Source organism: Ferruginibacter yonginensis, assembly GCF_042651465.1.
Classification (GTDB): Bacteria; Bacteroidota; Bacteroidia; order Chitinophagales; family Chitinophagaceae; genus Ferruginibacter; species Ferruginibacter yonginensis.
Map to the genome: position 1 here is coordinate 119,140 of NZ_JBHSCZ010000002.1, position 19,983 is coordinate 139,122.

Consider the following 19,983-nt stretch of genomic DNA (forward strand, 5'->3'; position numbering starts at 1 on the left):
TACATTTTAATGTGCTTGTAGCCTATTCATGTTATCCAATCATCAATTTTTTCCGCTTATAAAATTAGCTGTGTCTTTATCGCAACAAATGATAAATTTGTATATGCGAAAATTATCAACTCTAGCACTAGCCATCAGTTTAAGTACCACTTGTATGGCGCAACAAAAATGGAACTTAAAAACCATTGTTGATTATGCAATGGCCAATAATATTAATGTAAAGTTGAGCGATGTTCAAGCAAAAATTGCTAGCATCAATTACAAACAGAGCAAATTATCGCAATATCCAACGGCAAGTTTTTCTGGCAACACCAGTATTAACTCTGGTAACAACCAAGATCCTACTACCTTTAGCAGAATTACACAAACCTACTTATCAGCAGGTTTACAGCTACAAAGCAGTGCCGATATTTTTAACTTTTATAGTAAACGTAATACCATCGCCGCAAATAAGTGGGAGGCTGAAGCTGCATTAGCTGCTACCGATAAAGCCAAAAATGATATTGCTTTAACAGCCGCCAATGCCTACTTACAAGTATTACTTAGCAAAGAGCAAGAAAAAATTACTGCAGTACAAATTCAACAAACACAGGCACAACTTACTAACACCCGTAAACAAGTAAATGCTGGTGCGTTGCCTGAGTTAAGTGCTTCGCAATTAGAGGCTCAATTAGCATTAGACAGTTTAAACTACATTACCGCTAAAGGCAATACCACCAATAATTTGCTGTTACTACAATCATATTTAAGTTTAGATGCTGCAACATCTTTTGACGTAGATACACCGCCGGTTGATCAAATTCCGGTGGAACCAATTGGTAACTTATTACCTGATTTTGTGTACGATTTAGCCTTAAAAAACTTACCACAACAACGTTTTAATGATTTAAAATTAAAAGCAGCCGAAAAAAATGCAGCAGCAGCCAAAGCTAGTATGTTACCTAGTTTAGCCGCTTTTGTTAGTTTAGGTAGCAATTACAATAACAAATCGCAAGTGGTTACTGGTTTTACGCCAAAAATTAGTCCTATTGGTTCAGTAAATGTGGGTGGTACTGATTATATTGTTACAGCACCTTCTGGCACTGCAAACTTTTCTAAAAGTAGTTTTGCAAACCAATTGAGCGATAATTTTAGACAAGGTATTGGACTTTCGTTAACGGTGCCAATTTTTAATGGCGGACAATTAAAAAGTAATTACGAACGCAGCAAACTCAACATCAATATCATTCAATTACAACAACAACAAGATAATTTAAAACTAAAGCAAGATATTTATACAGCTTACAATGCTGCATTAATTGCCTTAGAAAAATTAAATGCCAGTAAAAAATCAGCCGCTATTAATGAACTTAATTTAAATTATGCAACCAAACGCTTTAATGTAGGCGTATTGGGCACTTTTGATTTAATAACTACACAAAACAACTTGTTGAGGGCAAAGCTTGAATTAGCACAAAACAATATTGACTATATTTTTAAAATGAAAGTTTTAGAGTTTTATAAAGGCATGGGCTTAAAACTGTAATCATATTTTTACACAGCACTTTTTCAATACAACGCAACATCATGAGCAAGAAAACAAAATGGATTTTATTTGGAAGTATCGGTTTGTTATTAGTACTAATCGTATTAGCCAAAGCTGGCACTTTTGGTAAAGAAGAAGGTATAAAGGTAACCGCTGAAACTGCACAAAAACGTACGATTATTGAAGTAGTTAACGCTAGTGGTAAAGTTTATCCTGAAATAGAAGTAAAGGTGAGTCCTGATATTAGTGGCGAAATAACCGAATTAACAGTTGCAGAAGGCGACACCGTAAAAAAGGGGCAATTATTAGCTCGAATTTATGCGGATGTATATAATATTCAACGCAGCCAAGCGGCAAGCGGTGTAACACAAAGTCAAGCCCAAGTTGCTAATTCACAAGCAGCATTAGAAGCTTTAAAAGCCAATGTTGAACAAAGCCAACGTACGTATGATATGCAAAAGCGTTTGTTCGATGAAAAAGTGATCAGCGCTAGTGAATTTAATGTGGCCGATGCTGCATTGAAAACTGCAAAAGCCAACTATAATGCTGCCGTACAAGGTATTAGAGGTACGCAAGCTGCTGTACAAAGTGCCCGTGATAATTTAGCAAAAGCCAATACCGATTTAGGCAGAACAGCTATTGTGGCCCCTATGGATGGTGTGGTGAGCTTATTAAGTGTAAAAAAAGGTGAAAAAGTAGCCGGTAATAGCTTCAACGTAGGTACCGAAATGTTACGTATTGCTGATATGGATAAAATTGAAATTAGGGTTGATGTAGGTGAAAACGATGTGCCAAAAGTAAAACTAGGAGACAGTGCTATAGTAACTGTAGATGCTTATAGCGAACGTAAATTCAAAGGTATAGTTACGCAAATTGCAAGCAGTAATAATGGAGCTGCAACGAGCAGCTTAACAAGTGCCACAAGCGATGTAACGCAATATAAAGTATACATCAGAATTTTAAAAGAAAGTTATACTGATTTGTTAGGTAAAGGCAGCTTTCCGTTTAGGCCAGGCATGAGTGCCAATGCCGATATTCAAACTAAAACGCAAGCTAATATAGTAGCTGTTCCAATTAATGCGGTAACCACAAGAGAAAAAAATGACAGCGCTAAAACAAAAGTTAACAACACCAATAACACCACAACGAACACAACTGGGGTTGATGATGATATTGAAACCGTAGTTTTTGTAAAAGGAAAAGATAATAAGGTAACCAAAGTGGTAGTAAAAACAGGTATACAAGATATCAATTATATTGAAATCAGCAGTGGTTTAAAAGGTGGCGAAGAAGTTATTACTGGCCCATATGATGTTGTAAGTAAAACATTAAAAGTAGGTACACAAGTTAAAGTAGTTGATAAAAAAGCATTATACGACAAAAAAGAATAGTAGTTTTACTTGTTATAAATATTAAGTTTTCATTATTTTTGGTGTACCAAAGTTCAGGTAAAATATTCCTGTTATCCGTGTAACCAATTATTGAAAATTTACTACCAAAACTACTAAGTGTTGAAATCAAGGTTATTGACAAGTTGCATACTTGTACTTTTATCAAATGCAATCTATGCTCAAAATATAGAAGCCAAAGTTGTTATCAAAAACGAACAACAAGAAGCTATTACTAATGCAACTGTACAATTTTTACGTACTGCTGATAGTGCTATTGTTGCTGTTAGAACATTAAAAAACAACGTTAGTTTTTCAATTAAAAAAAATACCACTTATTTTTTGAGGATATCCGCAGTAAATATCAATAATATATTTACGCAAGTGAGTAGCGGTGATAACGATACCACCTTTACTGTAAATGCACAAACCAAAACAAAAGATATGGGTGCAGTGGTGGTTAATGCTGTAAAACCAATTATAAAGCAAGATGATGATAAAACCGTGGTTGATGTTGAACCGATTGCCGTAAGCAGTACCAATGCATTTGAAGTATTAGAAAAAACCCCAGGCGCCATTGTTGATCAAGATGGTAATGTTTATTTAAATAGCACCACACCTGCAACTGTTTTTATTAATGGTAGAGAAATAAAATTAAGTGCCAGCGATTTATCATCTTTATTAAAAAGCTTACCAGCAAATAGTATTAGTAAAGTTGAAATTTTAAGAACACCCTCTGCAAAATATGATGCAGCAAGCAGTGGGGGTATTGTGAATATTGTACTCAAAAAAGGAGTAAAACTAGGCACTAACGGTAGTTTTGATGTATCGCATTTTCAAGGTAAAGTAGCTACACAGTCTATTGGTTTTAACATCAATAAATCAGCAGATAAATTAAATCTACGAGCAGCTTATTCGTTTACCAATAGAAACAATTACGACGTACTAACATCTAGCAGAATATCTAATAGCAATACAATTTTTAATCAAGATGCCTATACAAAGTTACCTGGCATAAACAACTATGCTAATGTTGGTGTGGATTATAATTTCAATAAAAAATGGAGTGCCGGCTACGATGTTAGGTTGAGTGCTAACAATAATCACAGCCGGGTTAACAACGACATTGATATTAAAAGTATTTCAACCAATACAACCATCGGTAAAAATGTATCGATTGTTCAAAACAATGGCCCCAGCATTTACCTCGGTAACAATTTCACAACTAAACTAAAGATTGATTCGTTAGGCAGCGAATGGACCAATAATATTGATTACACCTATTTTAAAACGACTAACAATCAAGTATATCAAAACTTATACATACAGCCATCAAAAAATACCATGTTTGGTAATGGCGATGTAAATAATACCAAAAATATTATTACCTACAGAACTGATTTGGTACTTAAATTAAAAAATAAATACACTGTTGAATTAGGTACAAAAGCAAATGTTAGCTTTAGTAAAAACAATGCTGCCTATTTTGCTGATACTAGCATGGGCAAGTATGTTGATCGTTTTCAAACCAATCGTTTTAAATACAAAGAAACCATAGCAGCCTCTTATTTTCAAGTAGCTAAAACATTTAAAGGTTTAACGGTAAAACCTGGGTTAAGATTAGAGTATACCAACATTAATGGTAATCAGTTAATACCATCAGATACTACTTTCAAAATCAATAGAACCGATTTATTTCCGTTTTTATTTTTACGCCATAAAATTGCAAAAGTGTTTGGTTTCAAATTGAGTGCTAGTGCTATTTACAAACGCAGTATCACAAGGCCATTTTATGAAGCATTAAACCCTTTTCCTAGGTACGCTGATCAATATACTTTTGATGTAGGCAACCCATCATTACAACCACAATTTACCACCAACTACGAGGTAAATATTATGGCTGATGATTTTCCGTTACTTACTGCTGGCTTTAATAATGTAAAAAATATTTTTTCGAATATTACCTATGTAAAAAACGATACGTTGTTTCGTACCTACGATAATTTAGGTACGAACAAAGAAGCATACCTACGTTTAGTTGCTGGTATTCCTCCAGGCAAAAAATACTTTTTTTATGCAGGGGCTCAAGCCAACTTTATTAACTATAACGGGTTGTATGACAATGCACCTTTTACCTTTAAACGTACAAGCTGGAACCTGTTTATGTTTCAAAGCTTTAAAGCTACGCCAACGCTTAACTTAAGCTTAAATGGCTTTATGCGTATCAATGCAGTAGCTAACTTTTTTGAATTGAAAAATTTTGGCTCACTTAATTTTTCAGCAAACAAATCATTACTCAATAAAAAAATGAATATTGTACTATCGGTTAACGATATGTTTAGAACCAATAGAAACGCATTCACCGTTGACCAAACTAACTTTACCGCAACGGGTTTGAGGTATACAGATACCAGACGTGTAGGAATTGCTGTAAAATATAATTTTGGTATTAAACCCAAGGCCGAACCAAAACAAACGATACAGGTGCCAAACGAGTTTAACTAAACAAGCTTTCAGCAATAGCAATACTTTCGGGTTTACCCACATCTATTAAATGCGTATGACTGTGATCATACGCATTTATTTTTTGCGTTGTACACAATCGCATATAAACATCAATCATTGAAAACTTACCTGTTTCTGTTATTTCATCAAAAATGTTTGGCTCTAATATATGGATACCACTAAATGCTTTTGCTTGTCCGGATTTGCCTTTTAGTTCACCCGTATTATTATTACGCCAACCACACAAATAATGGTTTTCATCAAACAATAAATTTCTGCTAGAGGTACGGTTCGTTACGGCTAATGTAGCAAGGGCTTGGCTTTGTTGATGCTGGGCTATCATAGCTTGTAAATCCATATCAGTTAATATATCTGCATTCATCAATACAAATGCCTCATTTCCTTCTTTCAAAAGTGGAGCTGCTTTTAATAAACCACCACCTGTTTCGAGCACTTCGTTGGTTTCATCGCTGATTGTTACATAGCTTCCCCAGCCATTATTATGGTTGATAGTATCAATAATTTGTGATGCAAAATGGTGCACATTTACAACCACATCAGTAATGCCTGCTTGTTGTAAATAGATGATGTTTCGCTGTAATAAAGATTTTCCATTAATGGGTAGCAGCGCTTTAGGATGCTGCTCCGTAAAGGGTTTTAAACGAGTACCTAAACCTGCCGCTAAAATCATTGCCTTCATATTGCTACTATTTAATTATCAAAATTTTGTTCAATATGTTTTATTGTAGTAGCTACACCGTACTTATTTTTTAAATGCCTTGCCAATGCATCCGCTGCGTATACACTTCTATGCTGGCCACCTGTACAACCAAAATTTACTTCGAGCACTTCAAAATTACGTTGTATATAATCTTCAACTGCAATATCAACAACGCTGTATACACCTGCTAAAAATTCTTCCATACGGGTTTTTTCTTGCAAGTAAATTTGAACGGGCTTATCTCTACCCGTTTCTTTTTTATGTTGCTCAATTCGACCAGGGTTTAAAATACCCCTACAATCAAACACAAAACCACCTCCATTATCTGAAACATTTTTTGGGTAGCCCGATTTTAAAAAAGAAAAACTTTTTATATGCACAACCAAAGGCGTTTCTTTAGTAGCACGTATAGGTTTAAAACGATGTATTACATCATCAGTAGTAATCGCATTCAATACTTTTTCAAGTTCAGGTACATCAATGCCAATACGGTAATGTTGCATAAATGAACGCAAGTTTTCTAACGCCATAGGTATACTGGTTAAAAAATGGGCTTTGCGTTCAAATAATCCTCTAAAACCATATGCCCCCAATACTTGTAATAAGCGAATGAGTACAAAACCATTATACTGGCTTTCAAACCTATGTGCATCAATAGGTGTAGGCAATAGCTCCGCTACACAATCACGATAATATTTAAATAAATCATGCTTCCAATCGTCGTTTAAATGAGCTTTTGCTTGCCATAGCAACGAGGCAACATCATATTGCAAAGCACCCATCATACCGCCCTGATAATCTATAAAATATGGCTCCCCATTTTTGATCATGATGTTTCTACTTTGAAAATCACGGTACATAAAAAATTGGTAATCTGCCTCATGTAAATAATTACTGAGTACCTCAAATGCCGCTCCCAACTGCTCTTTATCGTACGGTAATTTTAAAGTATCTAAAAAATAATACTTAAAATATAATAAGTCACTCAAAATGGCTTGCTTACCAAATACTTTACTCGTTATACAATTATCATAATCAAACCCCACAGCGCCTTTAATTTGCAAATGCGCCAATGCTTTTAATGATTTTTTATACAACAATTGTACTGCATCGGTTGGGCCTTCTTGCTCTAAAATGGCTAATAATGATTGGTCTCCAAAATCTTCTTGAATATAAATAGTACCCTCATCGTTTTTTATGAAAATGGTAGGCACCGGTGCACCAATATGTTTAAAATGGGCTGTACAGTAAAAAAATGCTTCATTTTCTTTTACAAAGTTGTTTACAGTTGCAATATAAGTTTGTTGTGTGCTGGTAAATATTCTAAAATAAACCCTATCACCACCACTTTGTGGTAATTGTTGTATATGTTCAATAGCATCGTTACTAAATAAAGAAAATAAATGGGCGATTGCACTTTGGTGTATACTCATAAACAACTTAAATATGCCATAAAATTAGCCATTATTTTGGCTATTTAAAAAGTGAATACAATTGTTGAATGCAGCTCATAAAGTTTGTAGCTTTAATACGCATTCGCAAGTGCGGATGTAAATTCATAAACTTCAAAAAATAGCAGATGAAAAAGTGTATTCAATTCATGTTAGTGGCAATGGTATGTGGTTCGCAAGTAAAGGCACAATTTTTTAAAAATGATGAAGCCTTTGCACATACTTTTTCTATTGTAGCACGTGACCCTCAAACTGGCGAAATGGCCGTAGGTGTGCAAAGCCATTGGTTTAGCGTAGGTACTGCTGTGCCTTGGGGCGAAGCTGGTGTAGGTGTGGTGGCAACACAATCTTTTGTGAACAAAAGTTATGGCCCTTTGGGTTTACAACTAATGAAAAATGGCGTAACAGCCACTGATGCTTTACAACAATTATTAGACAAAGATGCTGGCAAAGAAGTACGACAAGTTGCCATGATTGATGCTAAAGGAAACGTAAATGCCTATACTGGTAAAAATTGTATTGATTACGCTAACCATATTGTAGGAAATAACTATAGCGTTCAAAGTAACATGATGTTGAATAATACAGTTTGTAAAGCTATGGCCGCTGCTTATGAAAAAAATAATGATAAGCCACTTGCCGAAAGGGTTTTAGCGGCATTACAAGCAGCCCAACAAGCAGGTGGCGATATCAGGGGTAAACAATCAGCCGCTATACTTGTTGTAGCTGGCCAAGCAACTGCACAACCTTGGAACGATAAAAAAATTGATTTACGGGTTGATGATCATATTACTCCATTGGTAGAACTTGCCCGACTTTTAAAACTCTACAGAGCCTATGAACACATGGATGCAGGTGATTTAGCTTCAGAAAAAAACGATATGCCACTAGCCATGAAGGAATATGGCACCGCCATGAGCATGTTTCCTAAAAACCTCGAAATGCAGTATTGGACGGCCATTACACTTGCTAATAACAAAAAAATTAAAGAAGCTGCTGCTATTCTTCAAAAAATATACAAGCAAGATAATAATTGGCGCTTGCTCACCCAACGCTTACCAAAAGTAGGGCTACTCAACACGAGTGCCGATGATTATCAATTACTCATAAAATAAATAGTAACTTAACATTAAACTTTTTGTTGATTGGTACGTCTTTTTACCAACTAACTACCAAAACTATTTGTTATGGATAGAAGAGCTTTTTTAACAGCTAAAGCAGTTCCAAAAAATGAACAGCTAGTTTCTAACACATATGCAGGCGCTCGAGTATTAAGTGGCATACAGCCATATACTGGACCATGGACCAACACCGAAGTGATTCACCTACTCAGGCGTACCATGTTTGGAGCAAAAAAGAGCGATGTTGATTTTTTTGTTGGGATGACGATGACCCAAGCTGTTGACTATTTATTGAATGTAAACAATACCCCTCCAGCACCGCCACTTAAAACCTATGCTAGCTCAACCACTGCTGGCGACCCTGATGCAGCCATACCACAGGAAAGTACTTGGGTAAATACCAATACAACCGATGGTGGTATTAATGCTCAACGAAGAGCTAGTTTTAAAAATTGGTGGACGGGTCTCATGATTGACCAAGATGCTACTATAAGAGAGAAAATGGTGTTGTTTTGGCATAACCATTTTGCCACAGAAACTGCTGATATTGGCAATGGCATTTGGTGCTATCAAAACAATGCCGTTATTAGAGCAAATGCTTTAGGTAATTTTAAAACATTTGTAAAAGCTATAACTCTTAATACAGGTATGCTACGCTATTTAAATGGCTACCTCAATACCAAAACTGCCCCCGACGAAAACTATGCCCGTGAGTTGCAAGAATTATTCACCGTTGGTAAAGGCATTAACGATGCTACACCACCGTATAGTGAAGATGATGTAAAAGCAGCTGCCAAAGTACTCACTGGCTGGGTAATTGATAACACTACCAACACTGCTACTTTTCAATTAAGCAGGCATGATATTACCAACAAACAATTTTCAAGTTTTTACAACAACACTATTATTCAAGGCAACAACACTGCAAATGCTGGTAATATTGAATTAGATGCCTTGCTGAATATGATTTTTTCGAAAGATGATGTATCGCTAAATATTTGTAGAAAACTCTATCGCTTTTTTGTATACTACGAAATTGATGCTGCTACTGAAGCCAATGTAATTGTACCATTAGCACAAATTTTTAGAAACAACAACTACGATATCACACCTGTGCTAAGCACCTTATTTAAAAGCCAACATTTTTTTGATGCACTTAACCAAGGCTGTTTAATAAAATCACCTATGGATGTAATGATAGGTTTGTGTAGGGAGTTGGGTGTTAGCTTCCCAGTGGGTACTGATGTACCGGGTAATTATTTGTTATGGAATTCTATACAAACCATTGGTACATCATTACAACAAAATATTGGTGACCCACCAGCTGTAGCAGGTTGGCCAGCGTATTACCAACGACCACAGTTTCATGAGTTATGGATCAATAGTGATACACTACCCAAACGCAATCAATTTACGGATACCATGAACGCTAATGGTTATACACGTTCTGGCAGAAATATCAAAATTAATCATGTGGCGTTTGCAGCATCAATGCCTAACCCAAGCGACCCCAATAGTTTAATAGCACAATCAGTAAAATACTTATTGGGCTTACCATTAAGCCTTGCTAGTCGCAATCAAATTAAAACAGATATTTTATTAAGTGGCCAATCAACAGATGCGTATTGGACGAGTGCTTGGAATGCCTACATGGCTAACCCCAACGATATGACGAATGCCACCATTGTAAAAACCAGATTAGCCAGCTTATATCAATATCTATTACGTTTAGCAGAATATCAATTGTGCTAACAAACATCAATCTTATCAATAAAAAATCATCAAAATGAAAAGAAGAGATTTTTTAAAAAATACGCTACCAGGCATTGTACTACCAACTGTTATAAATGGTTTTTCATTAAAATCATTTGCAGCTGATAGTCCACTTGCTAAGTTATTAGGTACTACAGATAATGATCATGTGTTGGTTATTGTGCAGTTACAAGGAGGTAATGATGGGTTAAATATGGTAATACCTATTGATGGTTATAGCAACTACTTTAATGCAAGAAGCAATATTGCCATACCCGAAAACAGTGTTCTAAAATTAGATGGTGTTGATAAAACGGGCTTACATCCAGCTATGACGGGCCTTCGCACTATGTACAATGAGGGCAAATTAGGTATAGTGCAATCAGTGGGTTATCCGCAACCAAACTTTTCACATTTTAGAGCAACAGATATTTGGATGAGCGCCAGCGATAGTAACCAAGTTATTACCAATGGATGGGGCGGTAGGTTTTTAGATTATGAATATCCTAATTTCCCCACAGGTTACCCCAACAGCAGCATGCCTGATCCGTTAGGTATTCAAATTGGCTCTGTTACCTCATTGGTTTTTCAAGGACCAAGTGTTAGTATGGGAATGAGTATAAGCAACCCTACCAGTTTTTACAATTTAATAAGTGGTGTTGAAGACCCTGCACCTAATACACTAGCAGGTAAAGAATTAAAGTACATTCGCCAAGTGGCTAATCAAACATCGCAATACGCAACGGTTGTAAAAAATGCAGCTTTAAATGTTACACAGCAAGCACCCTACCCAACCAACAACGCATTGGCTGATCAATTAAAAATTGTTGCAAGGCTTGTAAAAGGTGGACTAAAAACAAAAATATACATGGTAAGTTATGGTAGTTTTGATACCCACTCTTTACAAACCACTACTACTGATACAACTGTTGGTACACATGCTAATTTATTAAAAAATGTAAGTGATGCTATTAAAGCATTTCAAGACGATTTAAAATTTTTAGGCGTAGAAAATAGGGTGATGGGCTTAACATTTAGTGAGTTTGGTCGCCGTATAAAAAGCAATGCAAGTACGGGTACTGACCATGGTGCCGCTGCACCTTTATTTGTATTTGGTAGCAATGCTCAAAAAATGGTGCATGGTAATAACCCTACAATACCTGCAAATGCGGGGGTAAACGATAATATACCGATGCAATATGATTTTAGAAGTGTATATGCATCCATGTTACAAGATTGGATGTGTGTGAAGAATAGCGATCTCCAACAAATTATGCTGCAAAATTTTCAAAATATACCATTGGTAAAAACAAGTGCCTGCAACCCTGCCGTGCCTAATTTAAGTGGTACAACCTTGGTTGATAATTACCCGAACCCATTTACGCAAAGTACGACCATTCGTTTTACAACCAGTGGTGGCCATACATTGGTGCAAATTATAAATACATTGGGCCAAGTAATTACAACTTTGGTTGATAGAGAATTTGCCACAGCAGGCACTTATAGTGTAGTTTGGCAAAGTGGTAACACTAGTACAGGTGTTTATTATGTACGTTTTCAAAATGGGGTTACGCAACAAGTGCGTACCATGGTTAAAGTGAGATGATGTAATGTATTATAAATAAGAAAGGCGCTTCAGTGTTGAAGCGCCTTTTATTTAATTAAGTGGATGATTATTTTTTGTTACCATCAACGTCTAACTCAACAATTTCGTAACCAAATTTTTGTAAGCCTGGTAAAATTTTAGCTTTATCGCCTACTAATAAAATATTTACTTTATTAATATCGAGCCATTTTTTTGCCAATGCATCAATTTCTGTTTTGGTCATATTTTTTAAGATGTTGCTTTGTGTATTTACGTAAGTAGCTGGCAAGTCGTATTGCAAAATACGGCCCACAAAACCTGCTTTTTGACCACCCGTTTCGTAAGCCAAAGCATCACGTTGACCAATAGCCATTTTCATAAATGATAACTCTTCAGCAGTGATACCATTAGCAGCGTAATTTTTAATTTCTTTAATTACTTCTGTTAATGCACTATCCGTAGCATCTGCACGAATACCAGCGCTAAATGTATAATCACCTGCATAATCATTGCTGCTGAATGATGAACGTGCACCATACGTCCAGCCTTTATCTTCACGTAAGTTGATGTTTAACCTGCTGTTAAAATCACCACCAATAGTAAAGTTTACTAAACCTAATTTGTAATACTCACCAGTAGCATCATATTTTAAGTTTGTAGGCCCACCTACTCTAAACTCTGTTTGAGCAGCTTTAGGTACATCAACTATATAAATAGTGGTTTTGTTAACTAATGGTGCAGCAGCTGGTTTTGCATAAGCTATTTTTTTATTTGGTATTTTGTTTAAGAAAGCCAACTTCGGCAATACATCAGCTTCTTTAACATCGCCTACCACCACTACTCTTGCGCCTTGGGTAGTCATATTATTTGCATAAAAATCTTCAACATCTTTCAAGGTTAAGCTTTTAATGGTAGTTTCTGTACCATTGCTGCTCAAACCTAAAATACTGTTGCTGTAATTAATTTTATCAAAAACATTATCAGCAATAGCAGCAGGTTGCGATTTTAATTGTTTAAAACCTTCTAAAGCTTGTTTTTGTAAACGGCTAAAAGTAGCTTCTGTAAACTTAGGGTTCAACATTCTTTCTTCTAAAAGGGCTAATGTTTTATCTAAATTTTTCTTTAGGCTTTGTACACTAAACACTGTACCATCAAATGAAGATGAAATATTGATATTGCTACCTAATTTTTGTAGCTCAACTGCCATTTGTTCTGCAGTATAGTTCTTAGTATCTTCATTCATCATACTTGCCGTCATACCAGCTATACCTGATTTTGCTGGCATATCTGTTTCAGCAATTTGCCCACCTGGTATTCTTATTGAAATATTTACAATTGGTAATTCTTTACTTTCTGCAAAAATCATTTTAATACCATTTGGTGTTGATTTTTTAGTAAAGGCAGGTACTTTAACAACAGGGTTAGCACCTACACCAGGTTGCTTACTTCTATCAAAATTATCTTTTGCTTTTACGTATTTCAACCCATCATAACCGTAGTTAGGGCGTACATATTTTGTGGTGTCAACCGTATAATTATCAGCCATTACAGGTGCAGCGTTTTGGCCTTTCACCAATACACTCACTGTTAAGCTATGCTTACCTTTAATATATTTATTGTAAGCATTCATTACATCTTCTTTAGTAACGGCACGGTACATTTCTAATTGCTTACCAATCATGTTAGGGTTACCAACATAAGTTTGAAAAGCAGCCAATTGTGATACTTTACCTGATACGCTTTGTAAACCATTAATGAATTGCGACTCAATACCACCTTTAAATTTAATGATATCTTCATCAGTAACGCCACGTTTTTCAAATGCTACTAAAGCCTCGGTTAACAAACTATCCATTGCAGCCAATGACTTACCAGGCAATGGTACAATTTGAAAACTAAATTCACCAGCCAATTCGCTTAACCTACTGTTGCATGATGCATTTAATGCTTTTTGAGTTTTTACCAAATTTTGGTATAAAATTGAATTTTTACCTTGGCCAATTACTTGCGCTAAGCAAGCCAATGCAGCCATATCTTTATCATAGTTAGGTACAGTTACATATGATTTTGTAAGTAATGGAATTTTTGCATAATTGTCAGTGTATGATGCATAACGATCGCTTTCTAAAACAACCGGTGCCAAAACTGTTTTGGTAACTTCAGGACCACGAGGAATAGAACCAAAATACTTATCAACCAGCTTAATTACATCAGCCGATTTAAAATCGCCACCAATGGTAATGGTTGCGTTGTTTGGACCATACCAACGTAAGAAAAAGTTTTTTAAATCGTTTACGTTCACCCTGTTTAAATCTTCTACATAGCCAATAGTTAACCAACTGTATGGGTGCCCATAAGGATACAGGTTTTTGCTTGCAAACTCACCGGCCAAACCGTAAGGACGGTTATCGTAGTTTTGACCTCTTTCGTTTTTAACAGTACTGCGTTGAATTTCAAATTTTTGTTGTGTAACCGCATCTAACAAAAAGCCCATACGATCACTTTCTAACCACAACATTTTTTCAAGTTGGTTAGAGGGTACAGTTTCGTAATAGTTAGTACGATCTTGATTGGTACTACCATTTAAAGTACCGCCAGAACCTGAAATTATTTTAAAATGTTGTTCATCACCCACATTATCACTTCCTTGGAACATCATGTGCTCAAAAAAATGTGCAAAACCACTTTTGCCAATTTCTTCTCTTGCACTACCTACGTGGTATGTAACATCAACATGCACTAAAGGATCACTATGATCTTCCGCTAACACAACTGTTAATCCATTTGGCAACACATATTTCTGATAAGGTATTACCAGCTCGTCGCCTTTCTTGGTAACGGTTTCAATCAATTTTGCTTGACTAAAACCTGCACTTACAGCAAAGCAAAAAGCTGCCGTAGCAAAAAGGTATTTCTTCATAATTTAAAATGGTTTGAAGGTCAAAATAAGTTAAAAATGTGTAAACAAATTTACCGTTTATCATATAAAGGCAATTTATTAAATGATGTATTTATTACATTTATCAAAAAAATGAAACCATGATATCGAATCACGAAATTGATTACAAAATTTATGGAGAAGAGCTCCAATATGTTGAAATTGAATTGGACCCACAAGAAACCGTAATTGGCGAACCAGGTAGTTTTATGATGATGGATAATGATATTCAAATGAATACCATGTTTGGGGATGGCTCACAAAACAGTGGTGGTTTTTTAGATAAACTTTTTAACGCTGGTAAACGCTTATTAGTTGGCGAAAATTTATTTATGACGGCGTTTACTAATGTTGGCCAAGGCAAAAAAAGGGTAAGTTTTGCTGCACCTTATACTGGTAAAATTATACCGCTTGATTTATCGCAATTGAACGGTAAAGTAATAGCACAGAAAGATGCTTTTTTATGTGCCGCCAAAGGCGTAAGCATTGGCATTGAGTTTCAACGTAGGTTAGGTACTGGTATATTTGGTGGCGAAGGCTTTATAATGGAAAAGTTAGAAGGTGATGGTTTGGCCTTTGTGCATGCTGGAGGTTATGTTACCGAACGTACTTTACAACCCGGTGAAGTATTAAAAATTGATACGGGTTGCGTAGTAGCTTATACGGCAGGTATTGACTTTGATATAGAATTTATTAAAGGCATTAAAAACTGGATGTTTGGCGGTGAAGGGTTGTTTTTTGCCACTTTAAGGGGACCGGGTAAAGTGTGGATACAATCGTTACCTATTAGTAGGTTAGCAGGTCGTTTAATGCAATACAGTTCTGTAAGCAGAAAAGAAGAAGGCAGTATTTTAGGCAGCTTAGGTAATTTATTAGATGGTAGAGAATAATTTTATAAAGCAAAAGGGTTCACTTGTAGGTGAACCCTTTTTTATTGGTTTGATTGATTATTTTTTAGTGAGTACAATCCTTCCCCTATCGGCTTTAAAAATATCGTTATAATATTTTACCACTTCGGCATAGCTTGAACGTGGGTATCGCCCTTCTTTACGTTCATTGCGTCTTATTACTTTTATTTGATTATTTGATACCACAAATTGAATGTTATAGGTACCAAAGGCAGATTGTAATTGTACATTTTTAGGTAATGCTTCTACCTCATAATAATCGGGTATGGTAATTTGAATACTATCAACATCAATATACGATGAAGGAAAAACAATATCATAAGTACGCTGCACACCCTCTTCAAACTTACTACCCGATTTATTGAAGAAATTAGGCGTAACAAATAAACGTTTACCGGATACTGTAGCATAGTTAGGTGCTGTAATAGTGAGCTGTTCGGTTACTGCAGGCAATACGCCTTTTTCATCTTTATAATCGAAAGATACCACTTCATAGGTGGGCAAACTTATGGCTGCGTTTAAGTATTTTTTCTTTTGCTCTAATGTAGCACCGTACATCATTTGTTGTATATCATCTTGCTGTAAACCTGTAAATTTTGTAACCACTTTTGCAGAAAGATTACCAGTTGCATCAATGGTAGCGGTAATATTTCTTAATTGCAAATTATCGTTGGCTTTATAAGTTGGTGTTTTTACTAAATGGCCACCATCTGGTGCAATTAACAACGCTTTTCTATTACCAGTAAATGAGCCCATATAACCTGCACTTACTGTTTGGCTTGTACACTCCAACCAAGTAGTATCATTTTGCATTGGCACACACATAATAGCATGGTTAAAATAAGGTGCTGCAAAATCATCCCACACGGGCCTATCGTTATTATCGCCTCCGTTTATTAAAACATAGTTAGCTGTTACACCAGCTTCTTTTAATAAGCTAATCATGTAATTAGATAATGCTTTACAATCGCCATATTTTTTGGTAGCCACGTAAGTAGCATCAAATGGCTGCCACCCTCCAATACCTAATTGTACACTAATATATCGGGTATTTTTTTGTAGGTAATTATATAAAACAGCCACTTTCTCTTGTGGCGTTTTTAATGGGTCGGTTAGGCGATGTACTTCTTGCTTTACATCATCTGGCAACTGTTGGCGATTGTTGTTTAATTGATTGATAAAATTGCCAAGCTGTAGCCAGCTTGACATATCACCTTTAAGTTGTTGTAACTCAAATTGCGATGGGGCAATATATACAGCAGGGTTAATTTCGGCCCAACTTGGTTGATATAATTCATGTACCACTGCCGTTAAATTATTAACTGACCAACTGTATGTTTTTTTTCCACTTGAAGTTGTTTGAATTGGTTGTGAAACATTGGCAATTATTTTAAAACGCAACACAAATGTTTCAGGCATTTCAACAATAAAATTACTTTGCTGAACACTATAATGTTCATCTTCGACTGGTTGCCAAGATGGTAAAAAAAACAAACCATTTAATTCTTGTTCATCTTCATATTCAACAGTATAGGGGTATTGGTTGTAATAGAAATTATGCAATTTTACTCTATTATCAGTTATTAAACTTACTTCATCTCGTTCTGAAAAATCACCAATATCTTTTTTCTTAATTGATTTTATTTTTTTTCCATTTGCATCAAATAAGGCCCCATCAATATTACTCAACGTTTGTAAGCGATCGTAACTATTTTGATATTGAGCAGCTTTAGCCCCTGCTTCTGATAATATTGTTACTGCATATTTGTGTTTAATGAATGCTTTTGAAGTTGATTTTATTGTCACTTTAATTTCTTCAAAACGTTTTACAGCAAAGGCATTTTTTTGTAACATTTCGGGTATTAAATTCACTGCATATTGCTGTGCCTTTATTGTTGAGGTATTACAGATATATACAAAAGCAAGAAATGTTTTTGAAATCCAGTTAATTTTCATAGCGGCACTATTTAATTTTTTTAAATACGATTTGTTCTGCTTGCTTTTTTACGATGTGGCCATAAAAATCTCTTAATGTTTGATAATCTTCTGCCAACATAAAAGTATTACTGAAATCAACCCTACATTTTACATAAATGTTAGTAGCATCAGCAGAAACAAGGTATTCAAAAAGCCCATCGTTTTCATTAAACTTCACCCTTTCTGATTTAGGTAGCTCATCAATTTTATATCCCTTTGGAATTTCAATATTTACCACAATAGTTTCTGAAGATTTAAAAGGCATTTCAATAGGAAAATTTCTATTGGTAGAGGCGAAAGGATTTTTTTTATAGCCCTCCCCCATTAATGGATTGAAGTAGAGAATATCTTCATTAACATCTAAATTAAATTCATAACTCAGCTCTAAAGGCGCTTCTAAAACATTCAAAGAATCAATAACTGTATTCTTCATCTGCAGTGGGTAACTAAAACCTGCGCTTATTTTTTTGAAATAATCTTCTTTGGTAGTTGATATTAATTTTTCTCTTAAACCTACTGATTCGTAATAACCCAAGTTTGTTTTAAAGTAACCTTCTAACACACCCTGTTTTTCGGTATTTGAAATAAAAATTACTGTTTGCTTTTGTTCTAACAAACTATCTGCTGCAAACGAAACCAAATTTGGCGGATCTGCTATTGTTCGAGCATTTCCGTTGTAGCAAGCTTGCGGTAGGTGATTAAATCCTATTTTTTTTTCGCTAGCATCTAAATAGAAAGGTTTGTCATTTATCAAAACTTTGGCAACTACGTAGTTAAATTTATTTATCAGTGGGTATACATCATATGCTTTACCATTATCTGTTGTACTTAATAAAAGTGGCACTGCATCAATACCAGCTTTTTTAAGCATGGCAATTAATATTAAATTAATTTCAGCAACATTACCTTTTTTGGTTTCAAAAACTTTTTTAAGATTTGTTGACATGTAAAATGCGTCGTGATCTGTACAAGTAAAGTTATCACGAACGTATTGGTAAATATTTTTTGTTGTATTGAGTGTATTATTTGAAACGGTGAGTTGTTTCACTTCATCGCTCATCCAAGGGTTTCTTGCATCTAAATCTGCCCCAAAGGTTTCATCTTTTAAAAGCGTTTTTACCAGTTCATTCCAGTTACTTAAGTAAGGTTTTGATTCGCTATTGGGATAATCTAAACTTTTTAATTGAAATTCAATAGCAGCACGGTGATTCTTTAAAGCTGTGGTAAACGGCTCTTTGGTTAGTGCTGGTAAATCTTTCAACACCCACGTAGAATGCACCATAGTAGCATCGTAATAATAAATTTCAGTTCGAGCAAATGCAGTTTGGCCTCTATCAACAATTTTAAATTGTTCAAAACCTTCTTCAATGGTAGGCTTTAAATTATAGTAACCAGTTGGCAAATATATATAGTTGAACAATGTTGGTATTAAAACATCGTATTCGCTTTTTAATACGGGATATGATGTTTGAAATGACCAACTCCTTAAACTATATGATAAAGGTGACTCAATAGTGTAGCTGTATTCTATTATACAACCCTCTTTTAAATTAGGTAAAGTAAATTTTTGAATATCATACGATTTTGAAGCTTTGTCTAAAAAAACAGCTGATTTATCTAATACTGTTTTTTCAATTGCACCATTAACAATATTGTAGGTACAAGCTTTAACTTCTTTTAATTTGTCGTTTTCAGTTTCCCCTTTGTAAAGTGGAATTTTCACAGTGGCTTCATCAAAAGCATTTTTATTAAGTAGGCGAATTCTTTTTTTGTAGGTGTATAGTATATTAAACCATGTAGAATTATCAGACACATACCTAGCACTACCACCATCGTACAATATAACCGCTTGCGCATTACTGTCTAATGCATATACTGTGGGTGTAAAATCGTTGAGGGTAATATCAGGTACTTGGAGTGTGTTTTTGTAAATTTTTTTTTGTGCTTGAACAGCACTGAACTGAAAAAGCATGCTGCAAAGCACTACTAAAAACGTTTTCATGTTGTAGGTTTAAAATTGATAAACGAAAATACAAAAAATGATAATTTATCAAAATAAATGAACGTAATTATTTGCAATTTTTGTATTTAATTGTTGCTAAATAATTATAG

12 protein-coding genes are annotated in these 19,983 nt (G+C 35.1%); 7 read left to right on the plus strand and 5 right to left on the minus strand.

What is annotated here, in order from left to right; translation table 11 throughout:
- Positions 1-103: 103 nt before the first annotated feature.
- The 3 genes from ACFOWM_RS07690 (at position 104) to ACFOWM_RS07700 (ending at position 5,418) form a co-directional block, all read left to right on the plus strand.
- Entirely contained in the window at positions 104-1,525 is a 1,422-nt protein-coding gene (locus tag ACFOWM_RS07690; protein WP_379708507.1) for a TolC family protein, read from the plus strand.
- A gap of 41 nt (positions 1,526-1,566) precedes the next feature.
- The gene (locus ACFOWM_RS07695; protein WP_379708509.1) at positions 1,567-2,916 is read left to right on the plus strand and encodes an efflux RND transporter periplasmic adaptor subunit; all 1,350 of its coding nucleotides are present in this window, start codon (positions 1,567-1,569) and stop codon (positions 2,914-2,916) included.
- A gap of 120 nt (positions 2,917-3,036) precedes the next feature.
- Positions 3,037-5,418 carry a TonB-dependent receptor domain-containing protein gene (locus tag ACFOWM_RS07700; RefSeq protein ID WP_379708511.1) on the plus strand — a complete coding sequence of 794 codons (2,382 nt, stop codon included), beginning with the start codon at positions 3,037-3,039 and terminating at the stop codon, positions 5,416-5,418.
- On the opposite strand, the gene ACFOWM_RS07705 is transcribed toward ACFOWM_RS07700, so the two are convergent.
- Complete coding sequence (locus ACFOWM_RS07705; protein WP_379708513.1) at positions 5,411-6,118, minus strand: nucleotidyltransferase family protein; 708 nt, start codon at positions 6,116-6,118, stop codon at positions 5,411-5,413. The two genes, ACFOWM_RS07700 and ACFOWM_RS07705, sit on opposite strands and share 8 nt — an antisense overlap.
- A gap of 11 nt (positions 6,119-6,129) precedes the next feature.
- Positions 6,130-7,572 (minus strand): RapZ C-terminal domain-containing protein, encoded by a 1,443-nt coding sequence (locus tag ACFOWM_RS07710; protein ID WP_379708515.1) that lies wholly within the window; start codon positions 7,570-7,572, stop codon positions 6,130-6,132.
- Positions 7,573-7,718: 146 nt separating this feature from the next.
- On the opposite strand from ACFOWM_RS07710, the gene ACFOWM_RS07715 reads away from it, so the two are divergent.
- The 3 genes from ACFOWM_RS07715 (at position 7,719) to ACFOWM_RS07725 (ending at position 12,069) form a co-directional block, all read left to right on the plus strand.
- On the plus strand, positions 7,719-8,705 hold the full coding sequence (locus tag ACFOWM_RS07715; protein WP_379708517.1) for a DUF1028 domain-containing protein: 987 nt from the start codon (positions 7,719-7,721) through the stop codon (positions 8,703-8,705).
- Positions 8,706-8,777: 72 nt separating this feature from the next.
- Complete coding sequence (locus tag ACFOWM_RS07720) at positions 8,778-10,463, plus strand: DUF1800 domain-containing protein (protein WP_379708519.1); 1,686 nt, start codon at positions 8,778-8,780, stop codon at positions 10,461-10,463.
- Positions 10,464-10,497: 34 nt separating this feature from the next.
- A complete protein-coding gene (locus ACFOWM_RS07725; protein ID WP_379708521.1) occupies positions 10,498-12,069 on the plus strand; it encodes a DUF1501 domain-containing protein in 1,572 nt (523 codons plus the stop codon).
- A 67-nt stretch (positions 12,070-12,136) separates the two neighbouring features.
- Here the strand turns inward: ACFOWM_RS07725 and ACFOWM_RS07730 are convergent, their stop codons facing one another.
- Complete coding sequence (locus ACFOWM_RS07730) at positions 12,137-14,968, minus strand: M16 family metallopeptidase (protein WP_379708523.1); 2,832 nt, start codon at positions 14,966-14,968, stop codon at positions 12,137-12,139.
- A gap of 119 nt (positions 14,969-15,087) precedes the next feature.
- Between ACFOWM_RS07730 and ACFOWM_RS07735 the strand changes: the two genes are divergently transcribed.
- Complete coding sequence (locus ACFOWM_RS07735; RefSeq protein ID WP_379708525.1) at positions 15,088-15,876, plus strand: TIGR00266 family protein; 789 nt, start codon at positions 15,088-15,090, stop codon at positions 15,874-15,876.
- A 57-nt stretch (positions 15,877-15,933) separates the two neighbouring features.
- Here the strand turns inward: ACFOWM_RS07735 and ACFOWM_RS07740 are convergent, their stop codons facing one another.
- Positions 15,934-17,850, minus strand: coding sequence for a DUF3857 domain-containing protein (locus ACFOWM_RS07740; protein ID WP_379708527.1), 1,917 nt, complete (start codon positions 17,848-17,850; stop codon positions 15,934-15,936).
- Positions 17,851-17,857: 7 nt separating this feature from the next.
- On the minus strand, positions 17,858-19,873 hold the full coding sequence (locus tag ACFOWM_RS07745; RefSeq protein WP_379708529.1) for a DUF3857 domain-containing protein: 2,016 nt from the start codon (positions 19,871-19,873) through the stop codon (positions 17,858-17,860).
- Between the last annotated feature and the right edge of the window lie 110 nt (positions 19,874-19,983).